The following is a 16,678-nucleotide window of genomic DNA, read 5'->3' as shown; positions in this document are numbered from 1 at the left end:
TTGCTTAATAAGCTGACAATATCAGTCATAGTATAGGAATATGCGGATTAAGGGAGAGGAAGATAATTATGGAGAATGTATCCACAACAGGTATTATGCCTAAGAAAAAAGGAATTACGGGAAGCACCATTAAACTGATTGCTATTATCGTCATGTTCATCGATCATACGGGAGCCATTATATTGGAAAGAATGATGATAAGCGAGGGATTGGGCTCCATCATGGACGTTAGTTCCGCCGCATATTTCATGCAGCAGAATATGGCACTTTATGTTGCCGATATTGTATTGAGGCTGGTGGGCCGGCTGGGCTTCCCCATCTTCTGTTTTTTGCTGATAGAGGGCTTTGAGCATACGCATGATATAAAAAAATATGCGAGCAGATTATTCTTGTTCGCTTTGATCTCTGAGATACCCTTCGACCTCGGCTTTAAAGGAACATTTTTCTATTGGGGATATCAGAATGTATTCTTCACTCTTCTTTTCGGACTTCTCGTTATGATAGGATTGCGCTTCATAGGGGAGAAAGCTGATTGGAATAAGGTTCTAAAAGCCATCTTAAGTGTGCTCGTTCTCGTTGCCGGGATGGGCGCGGCAGTATTTATGCAGACGGATTACAGCGCCTTCGGCGTTCTTACTATAGCGGTTATGTACTTCTTCAGAAATAGGAAGACTTTGTCGGCAGGTCTGGGATGCACTACTCTTACGGTGATGTCGGTTACCGAGATAACGGCCTTTTTGGTATTGATTCCTATACATAAATATAATGGAGAAAGAGGCTGGAATATTAAATGGCTTTTCTACGCGTTTTATCCGGTTCATATACTGCTTTTGTACCTTGTCGCCTGTGCGTTAGGCTTAGGTCAAGTGGCGATGTTTTAAGTTTAGTTTTTTTTAATGAAAATTTGTGAATCGTTTTATTGCATTTTAGCGCATAATCTTTAGAATAAATATCAAGATTATTAAAAACGGAAGATTATGGATTGGAGCAACGATTGTGAGAGAGAAGTTAATGCGCTTTATGCAGGGAAGATACGGTTCCTACGGGCCGGATTCCCTGAACAGATTTTTACTTGCAGGAGCCTTGGTGGCAATGATTGTATCACTATTTACAAGGTGGAATTTTCTATATGGAATAGCGATAGCGGTGCTGATTTACTCTTATTTCCGTATGCTTTCCAGAAATTATACGCGGCGCTACGCGGAAAATCAGGCATTTCTGAAATATACGGCGGGAATCCGAAAATTTTTTTTAAAACAAAAAAATGCGATGAGCCAAAGAAAGACTCATCACATTTATAAATGCCCTGATTGCAAGCAGAAAATCAGAGTGCCTAGAGGCAAAGGCAAAATTGCAATTCGGTGTCCCAAATGCAGTGCCGAGTTCATTAAAAAGAGTTAAGCTTTTACAACTCGGCGAGCCGGCCGCACAATTGATTGCATAAGCGGACGGAACAAGGGCATGTTTTTCCGTTCTTAAAGTGAACGGTATATGTTTTCTTGTCAACTCTGGAAATATGGTTGCAGTTCACGATAAATGACTTATGACACATCATAAACCGTTTATCCAGCTTCGACTTAATATCGGTGAGCGAGGATGAAAATTCCAATATTTCATGGTCTTTGTGAAGCCGTACCCGATGCGATTGGGTAGAAGGTTCGATATAATAAATCTCATCATAGGGAATAATTAAAAGCTTACTTTCCATACGGATGGTCAACACATCCGTTACAGGATTGTTAGGTACATGATACTTTTCACAAACGTTCTGAAGGCAGTCCTTGATTTGGTCTTTGAAATCAGGGGCTTCTTTTATTATATATCCCAGCGGTTCGACTTTGTATTTGAAGGTATTAAGTGCCATTTCCTCATGCGTTGTAATGAAGATGATAAACGACCTCGGATCATATTTCCTGATTTCAGCGGCGAGTTGAATTCCATTCATGCTGTTTTTTAAATCGATGTCCAGAAAATAAACCGCATTTTCCGGTTTGCTTTTATTTACCAATCTCAATAAATCACAGGGGGTATCGGTAGCCGCCTTTATTTTCATATCCCACTCGTTAATGAGAATGGTATTGTTAATTATTTTTCTCCAGCATTCTAATTGGAATTTATCATCTTCGCATAAGTAAATAGGAATCAAGTCGAATACACCTCTTCAGTATTGTGCTGCGTGCATATTTCCAGCGTTTGCGTAAAAATATTATAGTTATAATTTGTGGAATGAATGACGTTGCTGTACTTATCTAATATTTTGTTGGAGCTGTAAAGACCGAGTCCGCTATGACCTTCTTTGTATGTGACATCCTTATCATAAATGACATCTAACTTGATATCAATTGCGGGAGAGGAATTCGAGATGACAATGGTCACAGATTCTTCGCTGTAGATGAGAAGTATAAGCAGCTTTTTTTCTTCGGATACCTTTGCGGCTTCAATGGCATTATCCATGAAAGCGCCTATTACAGTGGACAAATCTAATGTATCCATGGATATGGAACTTATTTCTTCTTGAATCTCCAAAGTAATGTTCAGCTTTTGATTCATGGCGGAAATCAACTTGGCATATAAAATGCTTTTCAGCTCCAAAACCTTGATGTTACTGAGTTTACCGATAATAGATTCCTTGTTCGTGAGAGCTTCACTGCTGGGAAGGATTTTCGATCTGAAAAATACCTTCAAATTATCTATATCATCGTCGTCGATATAATATTGCATGGTGGAAAGTATATTTATATAATCATGCTTGAAAATGCGGGTATCTTGATATAAATCTTCTATTTTCTTTACGTACTCCTCCAAGGATTGCTTTTGCTGCTTGATAAATTCCAGTTCCTGATTCTTGTACATGATGCGGAGGCTGAAAAAGAAAATGATGAAGGTAATAATGAAGAAAGTACCAAAAAGTATAGTATTAAAATAAACTATTTTAGCAGGATAACCTTCTTGTTCTCCTTGAATAATATTATAAGCGAAGATTAATGTACAAGCTATAACCTCAGAAAAAAAGAGTATTAATATTTCTTTGGAGAATATGAGCTTATGTTGAGTGTATAAAAGTCTTAAGTATTGTCCTAAATATTTAGTAATGATAGATGTTATAATTGTATAAGTTATAACAAAAATAAAAAGGTAACTGTTGTTTGAATATATGTCTGAAACTGTGAGGTTAAATAAAACTAAAAGGGAACTCAATATGTAATTTATAAATATTGCTAGTATATAACCCATTAATGAGAAAAGTGAGTTTAGTATAATGTGTTTATTAGAAGCCGCTATTATTAATACAGCGCCGCCAATAGTGAATGGTATTATATTTTGTCCAAATTGTATAAAAAAGAAAATTTGGCAACAAGCAAGATAAGTATATATAATTATCTTATTAAATAATCGTAATGGATACAAAAGCAAATTTGTCATTGCAAACAAAAATGTAAAAGAATTTATTAATGATACAGAAATAAACGAAACTGTATAGTCCATAAAATCCCCTCATAAAGATAAACTTTACCAAATTATAGCATTTAACATCAAATCAGTAAAGTTATATTGTAAAATCCTATCATATTTTATATTATCTTGTCATACTTGCCGTCAATTTGACGAATAATGCAATTAATTTAACGTTTGAGGATAAAATGTGCAAAAATTGGAAATTAGGTCTATAATGCAGATGTTACAGATACTAACAACATATAATATCGAATAGGGGGTTTCTAGTATGAAAATGAGCTTAGAAAAAAAAATAGCAAGTAAGATTACAGATGTAGCGCTTGACACGGTAAAGAATACGGTTGGTAAATCGATTCCGGCGTTGGCACATGAAGTAGAAATGCCAGAAAGTGTTAGAAAAGAGTTTATTAGCAAGGACATAGAAGCATAGTAATTTAAGAGGCAAGTGTCTTTTTCATGTAAAGGGGTTAAGATAGATGGGATCTGCGAACAGCAGGTCCCATTTTCGTATGTTCAGGTGTATCATAGATGTGCAGAACCTTTTGGGAGTTATTAACTTCTTCTGCTATAGAGTAATATCAGGATTTTACAAGCCGTAATTCTTAAATACGGATTGATTTTTCGCTGGGGTTGGATTGGGGCGTTTCATGCAGGGGCGAAACTTCTCATAGGAATAATTTTTATATAGATTTATATAAAATAGCTAAAAAATATAATTTTAAATTGATAGAAGACCACGGACCGCGCTCCGGCATTATGCCGGGGACGGTCCTTTTTCTTTATGGGCTTTATCCTGTTGAGTGTGTCGGTTTCAGGCTATTGAACTTCAACAGAAATCCCAAAAAGATTCAGAAAAGCCCATGAATAGCAGCGTAAAAATATAATCCAGTTCCCTTCTTGACAAGTGAGCAGTTGTTAACTATAATAATGGTGAGCGATTGTTCACTATATTTTTTGCGGGAGGTTTATATGCCAAAAATCGAAACACGGGATACAAAGGAAGTTATTTTGACAGTTGCACTGAAATTGTTTTCTGAACGAGGCTATGATGGGGTTGGTATCCGTGATATATCAAAAGAAATCGGAATACGGGAGAGCGCCCTGTATAAGCATTACAGCGGAAAGCAAGACATTTTCAACTCGATACTCAAAGACATTGAGCGTCGTTATCAGGAAGAAGTTTCTACTTTTATTCCCCCTGAAAGCATGGCCGATATTCTCTCAGGAGAAAGTGAGGTAAGAGAGGAATTATTCCGTATCAGCGTTACAATGTATCAGTTCTATCTCAAAACAGAGTATGGATCGCAGCTGCGTAGAATGTTGACAATGGAACAGTATAGAACTTCGGAGGCAGGAAGGTTTTTTAGGGAATTGATAATAGACAAGGGCTTGGACTATATATCAGGCGTGTTCGCTAATTTAATAAAAGATGGGGTTTATGTTGATGCGGACCCAATGGTAATGGCCTTACAGTTTTATTCGCCTTTGTATCTGCTGTTATCCAAATACGACAATCAGACCGAAAAATACAAAGAAGCTTTATCTTTTCTGGAAAGACATACTACGCAATTTAATAAAATCTATTTAAGGAGTGATAAACAATGAAAGGAATTGGAATATTGGCAGCAGAGTGGTTGATGACCGGTCTGATTGTTTATGCGGGACTGTCTGGCAGGCAGATATTATTCATCAATGGGCCGAGAACGGCTGTTATTACTTTGGGCACGATCGGATTTGCAATGTGCATGATTATGCCAACAATAGGCAAATTTATCAGCAATGCACCTGCGCACCCGCTCACTATCATGGGGTACCTCTTCGGGACGATTGCGCTGCTTACAACAGCAGCACAAATATTCAGATGGAAAATCCCCATCCTTTATGACCCTCAAATTGCGCTTTTTGTAGTTGCCGGCTGCATTGTCATAAAGTCGATTATTGGTAGGTTTGCACCGTTCATAGTTAAATAAATAGCAGAAAAGAGGGGGTTTTTATGAATATGGAAGTGCGTTATTATTCAAAATCAGGTAATACAAAGAAAATTGCGAATGCTTTCGCTTATAAAGATAGTTGTAGTATTTAGTATCGCAGCCATAGTTAAATCGGCCTATGAAAAGACAAAAAATATCTTCAAGCGCAAGGGCTTAATGTGTCGGAAAATGAATATCAATGCCCCGGACATTATATGATATTGTATACAGGGCGCCCTAATGCTGAGGATATAAAAAAGCCGAACAGTTTGCAAGGTCAATATTTGAATAGACAGGAAGTACAATAGTCGGTTAATCAATGACACTTCGGGCAAGCAGGCCCGAAGCTGGCGTTAAACAGAAAGGATGGGTGACTATGGATATAAATGTTCACATGGAACGAGGTATTGCAACAATCTTACAAACGGCAGCCCGATTTTATTTGAAAGATAAAAATGGGCGGCGCTTCATAACAAAGTTTATTCCCACCATGCAAGCAAGCGCAAAGATAAGGAATGGATATGAGCAAGCGGGGATTCATATCCCTCCCTTTCTCATTGCGAGTGTCGCTTCACAATGCAACCTGTATTGTACAGGGTGTTATGCGAGGGCTGGCGGTATATGCGGCACTGCAATGGCCGAAATGGAAATGAATACCGAGGAATGGAACAGGATTTTTTGTGAAGCGGCCGATCTAGGTATTTCTTTTATTCTGCTTGCCGGCGGCGAACCATTGTTGCGCCGAGAGATTGTAGAAATAGCCTCAAATTTTACGCACATCGCATTTCCTGTTTTCACAAACGGAACTTTAATCGACGCAGAATACATCGATCTGTTCGACCAACGGAGAAACATAATCCCTGTTTTAAGTAGTGAGGGTAACTCCAAAGAAACGGATTTACGGCGCGGACTTGGTATTTCCACGAAGATTGAGCAAGTCATGGAAGAGCTAAGACAGAGGAATATTCTTTTTGGTACATCTATAACAGTCACAAAGAACAATTTAGATACCGTTGTAAGCAGAGAGTATGTTTCCGCCTTACAGAAAAAAGGCTGTGGCATTATATTTTATGTGGAGTATGTACCGGCAGAAAAAGGTACTGAAGATCTTGTCCTGTCCAAGAATGCCGCTGTTATGTTAGATGAAAATATACGCAAGTTGAAATGTGACTTTAAAAATATGAGCTTAATCTCTTTTCCAGGTGATGAAAAATATATGGGTGGATGTCTGGCCGCTGGACGGGGGTTTTTTCATATTAACCCGTTGGGCAATGCGGAGCCTTGCCCCTTCTCCCCATATTCAGAATTGAACCTAAAGACTACTTCAATTATTGAAGTACTGCAGTCACCTTTCTTTGAAAAAATACGGTTAATAGGAAAACATGAGGCGGAAAATAAGGGAGGCGGCTGTACTTTGCTTCAACATAAACGGGAAGTAGAGAAGTTGATAGGAGTATGAGGATTCCTTCAAGGGGTAGCCGGGTAATCTGAATTTAAACCTCTTTGTAAGCCAAAACGGATAGAATGGTTCAGGTCCAATTAATTATTTTTTTAATATTAAAGTTGTGAATTGACTTCTTAAAAGAAATCTTACATAATATATTTGAAACCGATTTCAAGACGCACGATGAAGAATCATTTGCATAACGAGAGGGGCAGTTAATGGACACAACAAAAATTACCTTAAATGAGAACTGGAAATTTTACTTGGGCGAGTGCGAAGGCGCATGGTATGCAGGCTTTGATGATAATGTATGGCAAAGTGTTTCACTTCCTCATGACTGGTCGGTGACACAGCCCTTTTCAAAGGATTACTCCAGCGGAACGGGCTATCTGGCAGGGGGGATCGGTTGGTATCGGCTGCATTTTTATGTGCCCTCAGAATATAAGGGCAAAGATATCAAAGTAGTCTTTGACGGTATATATAAAAATAGCCAGATTTGGTGCAATAGTTATTACTTGGGCAAACGCCCCAATGGCTATGTGACCTTTTCCCATCGATTAACCGACTTTATTCATTACGGGGAAGAAAATGTTCTTTGTGTTAAGGTGACACATACGGATCTGGCGGATTCCAGATGGTTCACCGGAAGCGGAATCACCAGAAAGGTGACGCTCGCAGTCAGGGAACCGGTGCATCCTGCGGAATACAGCATTGTATTTAAGACAAACAAATGCGATGAGAACAGTGCCGAAATCAGCGTGTATCAGGAAATTCTTAATAGTACGGATGCGGATGTGAAGGTTAATATAGAAATTGACTTTTGCAGGGGAGAAGGAATCTGTATGGAAAAGCTTACGCAGTCCTGTCGAATACCGGCTGGTGAAGCGGTACCGGTACTGTTGGAAGGCGTTATCAAAAGGCCTGAGCTTTGGTCAACAGATAATCCCAACCTTTATCAAATGAAAGTATTCTATACAGTTAACGATAAGCTGCAATATTTGGCAGAGGAAGAGAAAGTTGGAATCAGAAGCATTTACTTCTCTCCCGACAACGGCTTCTTTTTGAATGGAAATGAAGTGACTATTAAGGGTGTTTGCGTACATCACGATGCGGGCTGTTTGGGCGCTGCAGTTACTGCCCATATTTGGCAGAGAAGACTGAGCAAATTGAAGGAATGCGGATGCAATGCCGTCCGCTGCAGCCATAATCCGCATATGCCGGAGCTGTATGAGCTATGCGATGCGATGGGATTTCTAATGATGGATGAGGCTTTTGACGAATGGGAAAATGCAAAGAATAAATGGTCTATGGGCCATAACATATATCCTCCGAAGCATCAGGGATACTTCGAGGATTTTCCTGAATGGCATGAAACAGATTTGCGCGCAATGGTAAGAAAAAACCGAAATCATCCGTCTGTCATACTTTGGAGCATCGGAAATGAAATCGATTATCCCAACGATCCTTACTGTCACCCGATGTTCGAGCACATGACGGGAAATAATGACGCTGCTAAGCCTGCGGCAGAGAGAGTATATGATGCAAATAAGCCTAGTGCCGAACGGTTGGTACCCCTGGCTAAGCGCTTGGCTGAAATTGTAAAACAAGAAGATCCGACCAGGCCGGTAACGATGGCATTAGCATTTCCGGAGCTTTCGGTCAGACTTGGAATCCTGGAAGCCCTGGATGTAGCATGCTATAACTATAAAGAGCAGTTCTATGTGAAGGACCATGAGGAATTCCCTGAAAAGCCCTTTCTGGGGAGTGAAAATAGCCACAGCTATGAGGCTTGGAGAGCTGTAACGGATAATCCATATATCAGCGGTCAATTTCTCTGGACCGGAATAGACTATCTAGGTGAAGCACACGGATGGCCTGTCCATGGCTCGGCAGCCGGACTTCTGAACTTGGCGGGCTTTGAAAAATCACGATTTTTACAAAGAAAGGCGCTATGGTTGACAGAACCTGTGCTGGAACTCGTTTCCAGGGCTGATAGTGAAACGACGGATCGTAATGAAGAATGGATTCCTTACAGCCGGCGATGGAATTATGAAAGCGGACAGAAAGTACTGGTTATGTGTTACTCTAATCTGAGCGAGATCCGGCTCTTGCTCAATGGAAAAGAGATTGCCGGAGCTGCAAAATACAACGCTGACGGAGCATATCAATTTATAATTCCATTTGAAGCGGGAATACTGGAGGCAGAAGGCTACGATGAGAAGCGGGAAAAAGTGAAAACCACGGCCCTTTGTACCTCTGGTGATGCGGTGAGCCTTCAGGCCGTGCTATGGAAAGAAGCCGATGTTTTAAGCGGTCAGAGCTTTGAAGAGGCATCCGGACATTCCGGCTATTTGTTCCAAATGGAGATTCGTCTTCTGGATAGTGAAAGCAGGCTTGCAGCAGCAGATGACCGGCTGATCGGGATACAAGTGAAGGGCTCAGGAGCTTTGGCAGGCATTGAAAACGGGGACTTAAGCGATAATACCTCTTATTCCGAGCAGAAAAGAGGCACTAAGGATGGCAGATTAATGGTATATATCAGAAGAAATGCTCCCGGCAGAATCGTGGTAAAGATAACTGCTTCCGGCTTGGAGGATAATGGACTTGAAGTGGAAGTGGATAAAATGAAGAATTCAATGAATTCGTTTTGACAGAAAGAGGTAATAGAAATATAATGTTATAAAATAAAAACGTTTTCTAATAAGAATGAGGGAATTGCTAGGAGAAAAAACGATGGATGTACATAGAAGTATTGAAAATAAGGTAATTACCATTTACGACATAGCGAGAGAGGCGGGAGTGTCTGCGGCGACAGTGTCCCGGGTACTTACTAACAATGCCAATGTACGCAATGAAAAAAAACAGCGGGTATTGGAACTGATTGAAAAATACAATTTTAAACCTAACGCCATGGCTAGAAGCCTTTCTGATACAAAAAGCAAAGTAATCGGGATTATCGCAGCGGATGTAAGGAATCCCTACTATGCGGATATGTTTGTCGCGTGTGAGATAGCGGCACAAAAAGCTGGATATACAGTCATGCTTTGCAACTCTCTGGGTGAGCAGATACAAGAGGAGAAACAGCTGGAGAAATTGCAGGAGCAGAGGGTTGACGTGATCATTCAGATGGGCGGACGGGTAGACGACCTTGTATCCAATAAGTCATATGTAGAGAAGGTCAATCAATTAATGAACACCATTCCCATGGTGGTAACCGGTAAGCTGGATGGAACGCAGTGCTATCAAGTGCAGATCGATGCCATGAAGTGCATGGATCTGTTGACGGAGCATCTGATAGAATTAGGCCACCGTGAGATAGCATTGATCGGGGGACGGATGGATGTCCTCTCCACCTTTGAAAAATTCCAAAGATATAAGCAGAACTTAAGCAAGTATCAAATCCCTTTTAGAGAAGATCTGGTTTCGGAGGATGGCGGATATGACTACGAGACCGGGTATACCTATATGAACAGGATGCTTGGCCAAGGTATCAGGCCGACAGCGGTGATAGCGATCAATGATTTTGCGGCGGTAGGTATTGTGCGCAGCATTCAGGAGCATGGTTTATGTATCCCTCAGGACATTTCGGTAGTAAGCTATGACAATACTTACGTTTCAGAACTGCTCAGCCCGAAATTGACAACGGCTGATTATAACTATGAAAGCTTTGGAGAGAAATTGATCGAGACGGCAGTGGCGGCAATAGAAGGAAGGGAAATGCCCAAAATTCAGCTTTTACCCCCGACCCTGATCGTTCGGGAAAGCAGCGGAAGGGCTCCCGAAACAAAGGAATAATCATATTGATACCGGTTTCAAAAAATAGTGTTTAAATTGAGCGGGAAATAGTAAAAAGCAGTTATTCGATAAAAGAATAACTGCTTTTTTGATGTTTCCATATAAAAAGTGCACAAAAATATAGCGGTAAATTTATATAATTCGGAAAAATGAAACCGGTTGCAAGAAAAGCATTGACTATGAATCGCATAAAGAGTAAAATGTGAACATAAATATTAATTGAAACCGATTTCAAATAGTAAAAGTGACCAATCTGAGTGCGCAATTTCACTTCGTAAGATGTGAATATTCATGTTGAACATAGACGGATGGAAAAGGTCAGTATGGGAGGAGAAAATGGCTAAAGCATTAAAAGTGGCAGAGGATACGCAGGTAACCAATGTAACTGCACCAAAAATATCTTTCTGGAAAAATGTAAAGAAGTCGAGGATTCTGCTTCTTATGTGCTTACCGGCAATCTTATTCTTTTTCTTTTTTTGTTACATGCCTATGCCGGGGATCTGGGTAGCATTTGTGAAGTACAACTACAGAGACGGCATCTTCGGAAGCGAATTCGTAGGGCTTCGGAATTTCGAATTTCTGGCGACGTCGGGAAAGCTGTTTATCCTGACAAGAAATACAGTCCTGTATAATGTGGCATTTATTCTTTTGGGGAACGCCTTGGCAGTGTTTGTAGCGATTCTGCTCAATGAAATGAGGGGAAAATGGTTTAAGAAGATTTCTCAGACGATTATGTTTCTTCCCTATTTCATTTCTCAGGTATTGGTAGGCATTCTGGTATTTAACTTGCTGAACTACGATACCGGATTTGTCAATGGAATTCTTACCAGTCTGGGATTGGAAAGGTGGCAGCCTTATGCAAACGCTAATTCGTGGCCGCCGTTATTGATAGTGATTTATCTGTGGCAGCAGACGGGTTATAATTCGGTAGTTTACTTCGCGGCTATTATGGGCATCGATTCGGAGATGATCGAAGCGGCAAAGGTAGATGGTGCAAATGGTTTCCAGAAGATCAGGTATATTATTTTGCCGAGTCTGAAGCCTACAATTATAATTTTGCTGCTGTTTGCGCTCGGCGGTATTGTAAAAGGTAACTTTGGCCTGTTCTATAACGTAATAGGTAAAAATCCATTGTTGTACGGTACGACCGATATTATAGAAACTTATGTATATCGTGCAACCATGACAGATTTCAACTTCTCTACTGCTTCCGCAGTTGGTTTGTATCAGTCGATTATCGGATTTATCATTGTCGTGACAGTTAACTGGATCGTGAAAAAAGTAGAACCGGATTATTCCCTATTCTAGTAAGAACTTGTTCCGGGCAGAAATGGAGGCACACTATGGCAAAACAAGACGCAGATTTGATAGATTCAGGCGCTAAGGTGAAACTTGGTGCATCGGATATGATGATCAGAGGATTCGGATATGCATTTATTACATTTTATGCGCTCTGCTGCATTGTCCCGTTCATAATAATTATTAGTACATCCTTTACCAGTGAAGCGGTAATTCGTGCGGAAGGTGTACAGATAATTCCCAAGGCGATCAGCATGGAAGCATATTCTATGATTACGAAAAGCGGCGGTATCTGGAAATCTTACATATTGACCATTCTGCTGACATTCTTTGGTACCGGAATTGGATTATCCATTATTTCCATGACAGGGTATGCTCTGCAGAGAAAGGATTTTCCTTTCAGAAATGCGATTTCTTTTTATATTTACTTCACCAGCCTGTTTTCAGCAGGACTTGCGCCGTATTATCTGCTGATGACACAGACCTATCATCTGAAGGACAGTTATTTGGCAGTCTTATTTCCGCTATTGATGACGCCGTGGCTGATTATCCTGATGAAGAACTTTGTGAAGGCGATTCCGCATGAAATTACAGAGTCGGGCAAAATTGACGGTGCAGGAGATATGAAGATCTTTACCGCATTGATTTTACCTATGCTAAAGCCCGCATTGGCAACGATCGGATTGTTCCTTGCACTTGGATATTGGAATGAATGGTATCAGTCATCTCTGTTTCTCAGCTCTAAGGTGGAGATCAAACCGCTCCAGTATACCCTGTACGAAATCGTAAACAGAACGGATGCGCTGAAGAATTCGGTTGCGGGACAGTTTATCAATTTGGGAGATATCCCTCAGGAGAGTGTTAAGATGGCCAATGCGGTGCTGGCCACCGGACCGATCATACTGTTATATCCTTTTGTACAGAAGTACTTCATCAGCGGCATTACCGTAGGTGCCGTAAAAGGCTGAGAATCAGGAACTTATTACCGGATTGTTACTCTGGCAGTCCAGAGACAATATAGATGATGCGATAGCATTTCCCAAAAAAGGAGGAAAGAACATGAAAAAGAAACTAGTTGCATTATTACTTGCAGCCTCGATGGTCATTGGTCTCGCAGGCTGTGGAAGCTCTTCTGATTCCGCGAGTACGGCCTCGGATTCTACCGGCACTGCTTCTGAAAGCAAAGAAGAAAGCAAGGATGAGAGCGCAGCGGCCGGAGAAGAAACGGCAGCTGCGGATATCGATACTTCGGAACATGTAGTCATTACATATATGACCACGGGTGAGCCCCCTTCCGGTACGAAGGAAAAGTTCGATGAGATGATGGTAGAGCTTAATGCGATACTGACGGAAAAAATAAATGCAGAGTTACAGATTTACTTTATCCCCTGGACGGATTATCTTTCAAATTACAACCTGACATTGGCATCTATGGACGGCACTGTGGATCTGGTCGGTACGGCATCTGACTGGCTGGACGCATGGCCGAACGCGAAGAACGGAGCGTTCCTGGAATTATCGGAAGACATGTTAAAAACCTATGCTCCGCAGACATGGGAAAGCGTGCCTGCTGAAAATTGGGATTTGTGTAAATACAACGGTGATATTTATCTGATGCCCGAAGACAACTATGCACAGTGGACGAATCATGGATATATTTATCGTTTGGACTATGCGAAGGAAGCCGGACTTGCGGATGGCGTTCATAGCTGGGCCGATCTGACAGAATATTTCCGTTATGTAAAGGAAGCATATCCTGACATTATTCCATGGGATTCCGACGGTACACAGTATGCGACAATGGCAGGCGGTTATATCCAGTCCAACAGCAATTATGTGTCTATTGACGGATTGAACTCCGGCGCAATGTGGGGAGGAACAAAGGATGATCTCTATACGATATATTCTCCTTATGTAACAGAAACGGATTTGCTGGTTGAATATGCCAAGATGATGAAGGAATGGGATGAGATCGGCGTTTGGAAGACAGACGTGCTTAACAATACTGTTTCCACGAACCGGGATGATTACAGGATCGGACGTGTTGCGGCAGAGCAGCATCACACTCAGACTTGGACGGACTTGGTAAGCCATACTCCGGCAAATACTATTTATGCCGACGATCCCGATGCAGAGACAGGTTTCTTCTACTTTGGTGAGGAAAGTCAGAATGTAGTAGCATTATCTATTACTCATGGCGCTATGGCAGTTTCCGCAGGCAGCAAGAATCCTGAAAGGGCGCTGATGGTTTATGATCTGCTGAGAAATGATCCTGACTGCTACAAGCTCCTTTGCTACGGTATTCAGGGAGTCTCATGGGATCTGGATGAAAGCGGACTTCGTATTCTTCCTGAAGGATATAATCAAGATACCGATAATATTAACGGAACTACCAACTACTGGTGGGGACGTAACGATGATCTGGAGATCAGGGATGCCAGCAGAAACTGGGATGAGATCGATAAGCTGTATGCCGAATATGATAAAATCAAAATAGAGTATCCGTATGGGCAGTTTGTAGCAGACGTAGACCTTGTTCAGTCCCAGATCAATAATATTAATGAAATCCATACGAACTATATGAAACAGATTGCTTTCGGTAAATATACGGGAACAGCAGAAGATATTGTAGCTGAATATCAGGCAGCTTTGGAAGCGGCCGGTATCAACGAGGTTACAGGAGAATTACAGAGACAGTTTGACGAACTTTATAAATAAGTTATGAGCTTTTAAATGGAAATAGCTATATTTGTGGTATAGAGAGGAGTGCTGCCGCCTAAGAGGCGGCAGTACTTTTGTGTGAAAGCAGAAAGAGGAGAATACTAGTAATGGGACAATTTGAAATCAGAGACAACTTTTACTTGGACAACGAGCCATTTCAGATTATCTCAGGAGCAATCCACTATTTTCGAATTGTTCCAGAGTACTGGAAGGATCGTTTGGAAAAGCTGAAAGCTATGGGCTGTAATACAGTGGAAACCTACATTCCATGGAATATGCACGAACCTGAAAAGGGAGAATTCCATTTTGAAGGCATAAGGGACATAAAGAAGTTTGTAAAGACAGCAGAGGAACTGGGATTGTATGTCATATTACGTCCGTCTCCCTATATCTGTGCGGAATGGGAATTCGGCGGACTCCCGGCATGGCTGCTTCGGGAAAACGATATGAGGCTTCGGGTAAGCGGCGGCTCCTTCCTGCGACATGTGGAAGAGTATTATCATATCCTTATGCCGATTATCACACCTTTGCAAATTACGGAGGGCGGACCGGTTATCCTTATGCAGATAGAAAATGAATATGGCTATTATGCAAATGACAAGGCATATATGGAAGAGATCAAGGATCTCATGCTAAAGGAAGGGGTGAAGGTACCTCTGGTAACTTCTGACGGCCCTTTCTCGGAGAATCTGAACGGCGGTGTGGTGGAAGGGATACTTCCTACCGGTAATTTCGGTTCCAGGACGGAAGAACGTTTTGAAGCGTTAAAAGAGTATACCGGCGGCGGGCCATTGATGTGTACGGAGTTTTGGGTGGGCTGGTTCGATCACTGGGGCAACGGAGGGCATATAGTAAGAGATCCTGAGGAAAGTGCAAAGGATCTGGATAAAATGTTAGAACTTGGACATGTAAATATTTACATGTTTGTGGGTGGTACTAATTTTGGTTTCATGAATGGCTCCAATTACTATGATGAACTGACGCCCGACGTAACTTCTTATGATTACGACGCTTTGCTCACCGAGGATGGACAGATTACGGAGAAATACCGCCGTTATCAGCAGACCATCTCCAAATATAGAGTAATTCCTGAGGTTAAGCTCAGCACCAAAATCGAGAGAAAAGCATATGGTACACTTGCTGTACAAGATAAGGTAAGCTTATTTTCGGTATTGGATGACCTTAGCATCCCCGTATTCAGCCGGTGTCCGGAATATATGGAAAAGCTTGGACAGAATTATGGTTACATCCTGTATCATTCCACATTAAGTACAGAAGAAAATATAGAAAAAATCAGGCTTTGGGGAGCAAATGACCGGGCAAATATTTTAGTTGACCAAAAGCTGGTTGCTACACTTTATGATAAGGAACTGCTGGAAGAAAGAGATGTCTCGCTGACCTTTAAGAGGGGGGCCGCGCTGGATATTCTGGTGGAGAACATGGGACGTGTGAATTTTGGACCGGGAATGGAACAGCAGCGAAAAGGAATCGGCCAATGTGTGCAAATAAACGGACATATGCATAATAATTGGGAGCAGTATACGCTGCCGCTTGACAATATAGATCAAATAGATTTTACCAAAGGCTATGCAGAAGGCATACCGGCCTTTTACCGTTTTACCTTTTCGGCTGAGGAGACGGGAGATACTTTTCTTGATTTTGCGGGCTGGGGAAAGGGAATCGCTTTTATCAACGGGTTCAATCTGGGGAGATTCTGGGAAATAGGCCCTCAAAAACGACTTTATATTCCTGCACCACTTATAAGGAAAGGAGAAAATGAGATTGTGATTTTTGAAACGGACGGTATAGTACAGAATGTGATTGTTCTGGCAAATGAACCGGATGTTGGATGAAATCAGAATTTTCAGGAAGAGAGATAAAGGAGCAGATGGAAGAAATCCATATCTGCTTCTTTTGTTTTACTGGGAAGTAGATTTTTTTGATATTTTACAATACAATAAAGGTATTACGAATTGGGGTGAAATACAATAAT

The 16,678-nt window shown here is 41.2% G+C and carries 15 protein-coding genes; 13 read left to right on the top strand and 2 right to left on the bottom strand.

The genetic code is table 11. The features are described 5' to 3' along the window. Nucleotides 1-68: 68 nt before the first annotated feature. Both V6984_RS20705 and V6984_RS20700 read left to right on the top strand, forming a co-directional pair. Nucleotides 69-881: a TraX family protein gene (locus V6984_RS20705; protein WP_342757493.1), complete on the top strand. Its 813-nt coding sequence runs from the start codon at nucleotides 69-71 to the stop codon at nucleotides 879-881. Nucleotides 882-996: 115 nt separating this feature from the next. Continuing rightward, nucleotides 997-1,401: a hypothetical protein gene (locus tag V6984_RS20700; protein ID WP_342757492.1), complete on the top strand. Its 405-nt coding sequence runs from the start codon at nucleotides 997-999 to the stop codon at nucleotides 1,399-1,401. A 4-nt stretch (nucleotides 1,402-1,405) separates the two neighbouring features. On the opposite strand, the gene V6984_RS20695 is transcribed toward V6984_RS20700, so the two are convergent. Together V6984_RS20695 and V6984_RS20690 are read right to left on the bottom strand one after the other, a co-directional pair. After that, entirely contained in the window at nucleotides 1,406-2,146 is a 741-nt protein-coding gene (locus V6984_RS20695; RefSeq protein ID WP_342757491.1) for a LytTR family DNA-binding domain-containing protein, read from the bottom strand. After that, complete coding sequence (locus V6984_RS20690) at nucleotides 2,143-2,853, bottom strand: GHKL domain-containing protein (RefSeq protein WP_342757490.1); 711 nt, start codon at nucleotides 2,851-2,853, stop codon at nucleotides 2,143-2,145. The genes V6984_RS20695 and V6984_RS20690 overlap by 4 nt, the downstream gene beginning before the upstream one ends. 871 nt (nucleotides 2,854-3,724) lie before the next feature. Between V6984_RS20690 and V6984_RS20685 the strand changes: the two genes are divergently transcribed. The 11 genes from V6984_RS20685 to V6984_RS20635 all read left to right on the top strand — a co-directional run bounded on the left by V6984_RS20685 (nucleotide 3,725) and on the right by V6984_RS20635 (nucleotide 16,677). After that, entirely contained in the window at nucleotides 3,725-3,886 is a 162-nt protein-coding gene (locus V6984_RS20685; protein WP_342757489.1) for a hypothetical protein, read from the top strand. A 539-nt stretch (nucleotides 3,887-4,425) separates the two neighbouring features. Further along, entirely contained in the window at nucleotides 4,426-5,061 is a 636-nt protein-coding gene (locus V6984_RS20680; protein WP_342757488.1) for a TetR/AcrR family transcriptional regulator, read from the top strand. Continuing rightward, nucleotides 5,058-5,426 (top strand): hypothetical protein, encoded by a 369-nt coding sequence (locus tag V6984_RS20675; RefSeq protein WP_342757487.1) that lies wholly within the window; start codon nucleotides 5,058-5,060, stop codon nucleotides 5,424-5,426. Before V6984_RS20680 ends, V6984_RS20675 begins: the two co-directional genes overlap by 4 nt. A gap of 376 nt (nucleotides 5,427-5,802) precedes the next feature. Next, nucleotides 5,803-6,885, top strand: coding sequence for a radical SAM protein (locus V6984_RS20670; RefSeq protein WP_342757486.1), 1,083 nt, complete (start codon nucleotides 5,803-5,805; stop codon nucleotides 6,883-6,885). A gap of 203 nt (nucleotides 6,886-7,088) precedes the next feature. Then, on the top strand, nucleotides 7,089-9,521 hold the full coding sequence (locus V6984_RS20665; RefSeq protein ID WP_342757485.1) for a glycoside hydrolase family 2 TIM barrel-domain containing protein: 2,433 nt from the start codon (nucleotides 7,089-7,091) through the stop codon (nucleotides 9,519-9,521). Nucleotides 9,522-9,603: 82 nt separating this feature from the next. Further along, complete coding sequence (locus V6984_RS20660; protein WP_342757484.1) at nucleotides 9,604-10,665, top strand: LacI family DNA-binding transcriptional regulator; 1,062 nt, start codon at nucleotides 9,604-9,606, stop codon at nucleotides 10,663-10,665. Nucleotides 10,666-11,001: 336 nt separating this feature from the next. Next, nucleotides 11,002-11,973 carry an ABC transporter permease gene (locus tag V6984_RS20655; protein ID WP_342757483.1) on the top strand — a complete coding sequence of 324 codons (972 nt, stop codon included), beginning with the start codon at nucleotides 11,002-11,004 and terminating at the stop codon, nucleotides 11,971-11,973. Nucleotides 11,974-12,008: 35 nt separating this feature from the next. After that, entirely contained in the window at nucleotides 12,009-12,932 is a 924-nt protein-coding gene (locus V6984_RS20650; protein ID WP_342757482.1) for a carbohydrate ABC transporter permease, read from the top strand. A gap of 91 nt (nucleotides 12,933-13,023) precedes the next feature. Beyond that, complete coding sequence (locus tag V6984_RS20645) at nucleotides 13,024-14,682, top strand: DUF3502 domain-containing protein (RefSeq protein ID WP_342757481.1); 1,659 nt, start codon at nucleotides 13,024-13,026, stop codon at nucleotides 14,680-14,682. A gap of 110 nt (nucleotides 14,683-14,792) precedes the next feature. Then, entirely contained in the window at nucleotides 14,793-16,538 is a 1,746-nt protein-coding gene (locus V6984_RS20640) for a glycoside hydrolase family 35 protein (RefSeq protein WP_342757480.1), read from the top strand. Further along, on the top strand, nucleotides 16,528-16,677 hold the full coding sequence (locus tag V6984_RS20635) for a hypothetical protein (protein WP_342757479.1): 150 nt from the start codon (nucleotides 16,528-16,530) through the stop codon (nucleotides 16,675-16,677). The genes V6984_RS20640 and V6984_RS20635 overlap by 11 nt, the downstream gene beginning before the upstream one ends. The last annotated feature ends 1 nt before the right edge of the window (nucleotide 16,678 follow it).

Origin of the sequence: Kineothrix sp. IPX-CK (assembly GCF_039134705.1) — a bacterium.
GTDB classification, from domain to species: Bacteria; Bacillota; Clostridia; order Lachnospirales; family Lachnospiraceae; genus Kineothrix; species Kineothrix sedimenti.
This window is presented reverse-complemented; position numbering and strand designations above follow the sequence as displayed.

Coding starts and splice junctions, on each gene's coding strand:
- V6984_RS20690 (WP_342757490.1), bottom strand. CDS start 2,853: ATGTACAAGAATCAGGAACTGGAATTTATCAAGCAGCAAAAGCAATCC.
- V6984_RS20635 (WP_342757479.1), top strand. CDS start 16,528: ATGTTGGATGAAATCAGAATTTTCAGGAAGAGAGATAAAGGAGCAGAT.
- V6984_RS20705 (WP_342757493.1), top strand. CDS start 69: ATGGAGAATGTATCCACAACAGGTATTATGCCTAAGAAAAAAGGAATT.
- V6984_RS20645 (WP_342757481.1), top strand. CDS start 13,024: ATGAAAAAGAAACTAGTTGCATTATTACTTGCAGCCTCGATGGTCATT.
- V6984_RS20675 (WP_342757487.1), top strand. CDS start 5,058: ATGAAAGGAATTGGAATATTGGCAGCAGAGTGGTTGATGACCGGTCTG.
- V6984_RS20660 (WP_342757484.1), top strand. CDS start 9,604: ATGGATGTACATAGAAGTATTGAAAATAAGGTAATTACCATTTACGAC.
- V6984_RS20655 (WP_342757483.1), top strand. CDS start 11,002: ATGGCTAAAGCATTAAAAGTGGCAGAGGATACGCAGGTAACCAATGTA.
- V6984_RS20685 (WP_342757489.1), top strand. CDS start 3,725: ATGAAAATGAGCTTAGAAAAAAAAATAGCAAGTAAGATTACAGATGTA.
- V6984_RS20680 (WP_342757488.1), top strand. CDS start 4,426: ATGCCAAAAATCGAAACACGGGATACAAAGGAAGTTATTTTGACAGTT.
- V6984_RS20640 (WP_342757480.1), top strand. CDS start 14,793: ATGGGACAATTTGAAATCAGAGACAACTTTTACTTGGACAACGAGCCA.
- V6984_RS20670 (WP_342757486.1), top strand. CDS start 5,803: ATGGATATAAATGTTCACATGGAACGAGGTATTGCAACAATCTTACAA.
- V6984_RS20665 (WP_342757485.1), top strand. CDS start 7,089: ATGGACACAACAAAAATTACCTTAAATGAGAACTGGAAATTTTACTTG.
- V6984_RS20650 (WP_342757482.1), top strand. CDS start 12,009: ATGGCAAAACAAGACGCAGATTTGATAGATTCAGGCGCTAAGGTGAAA.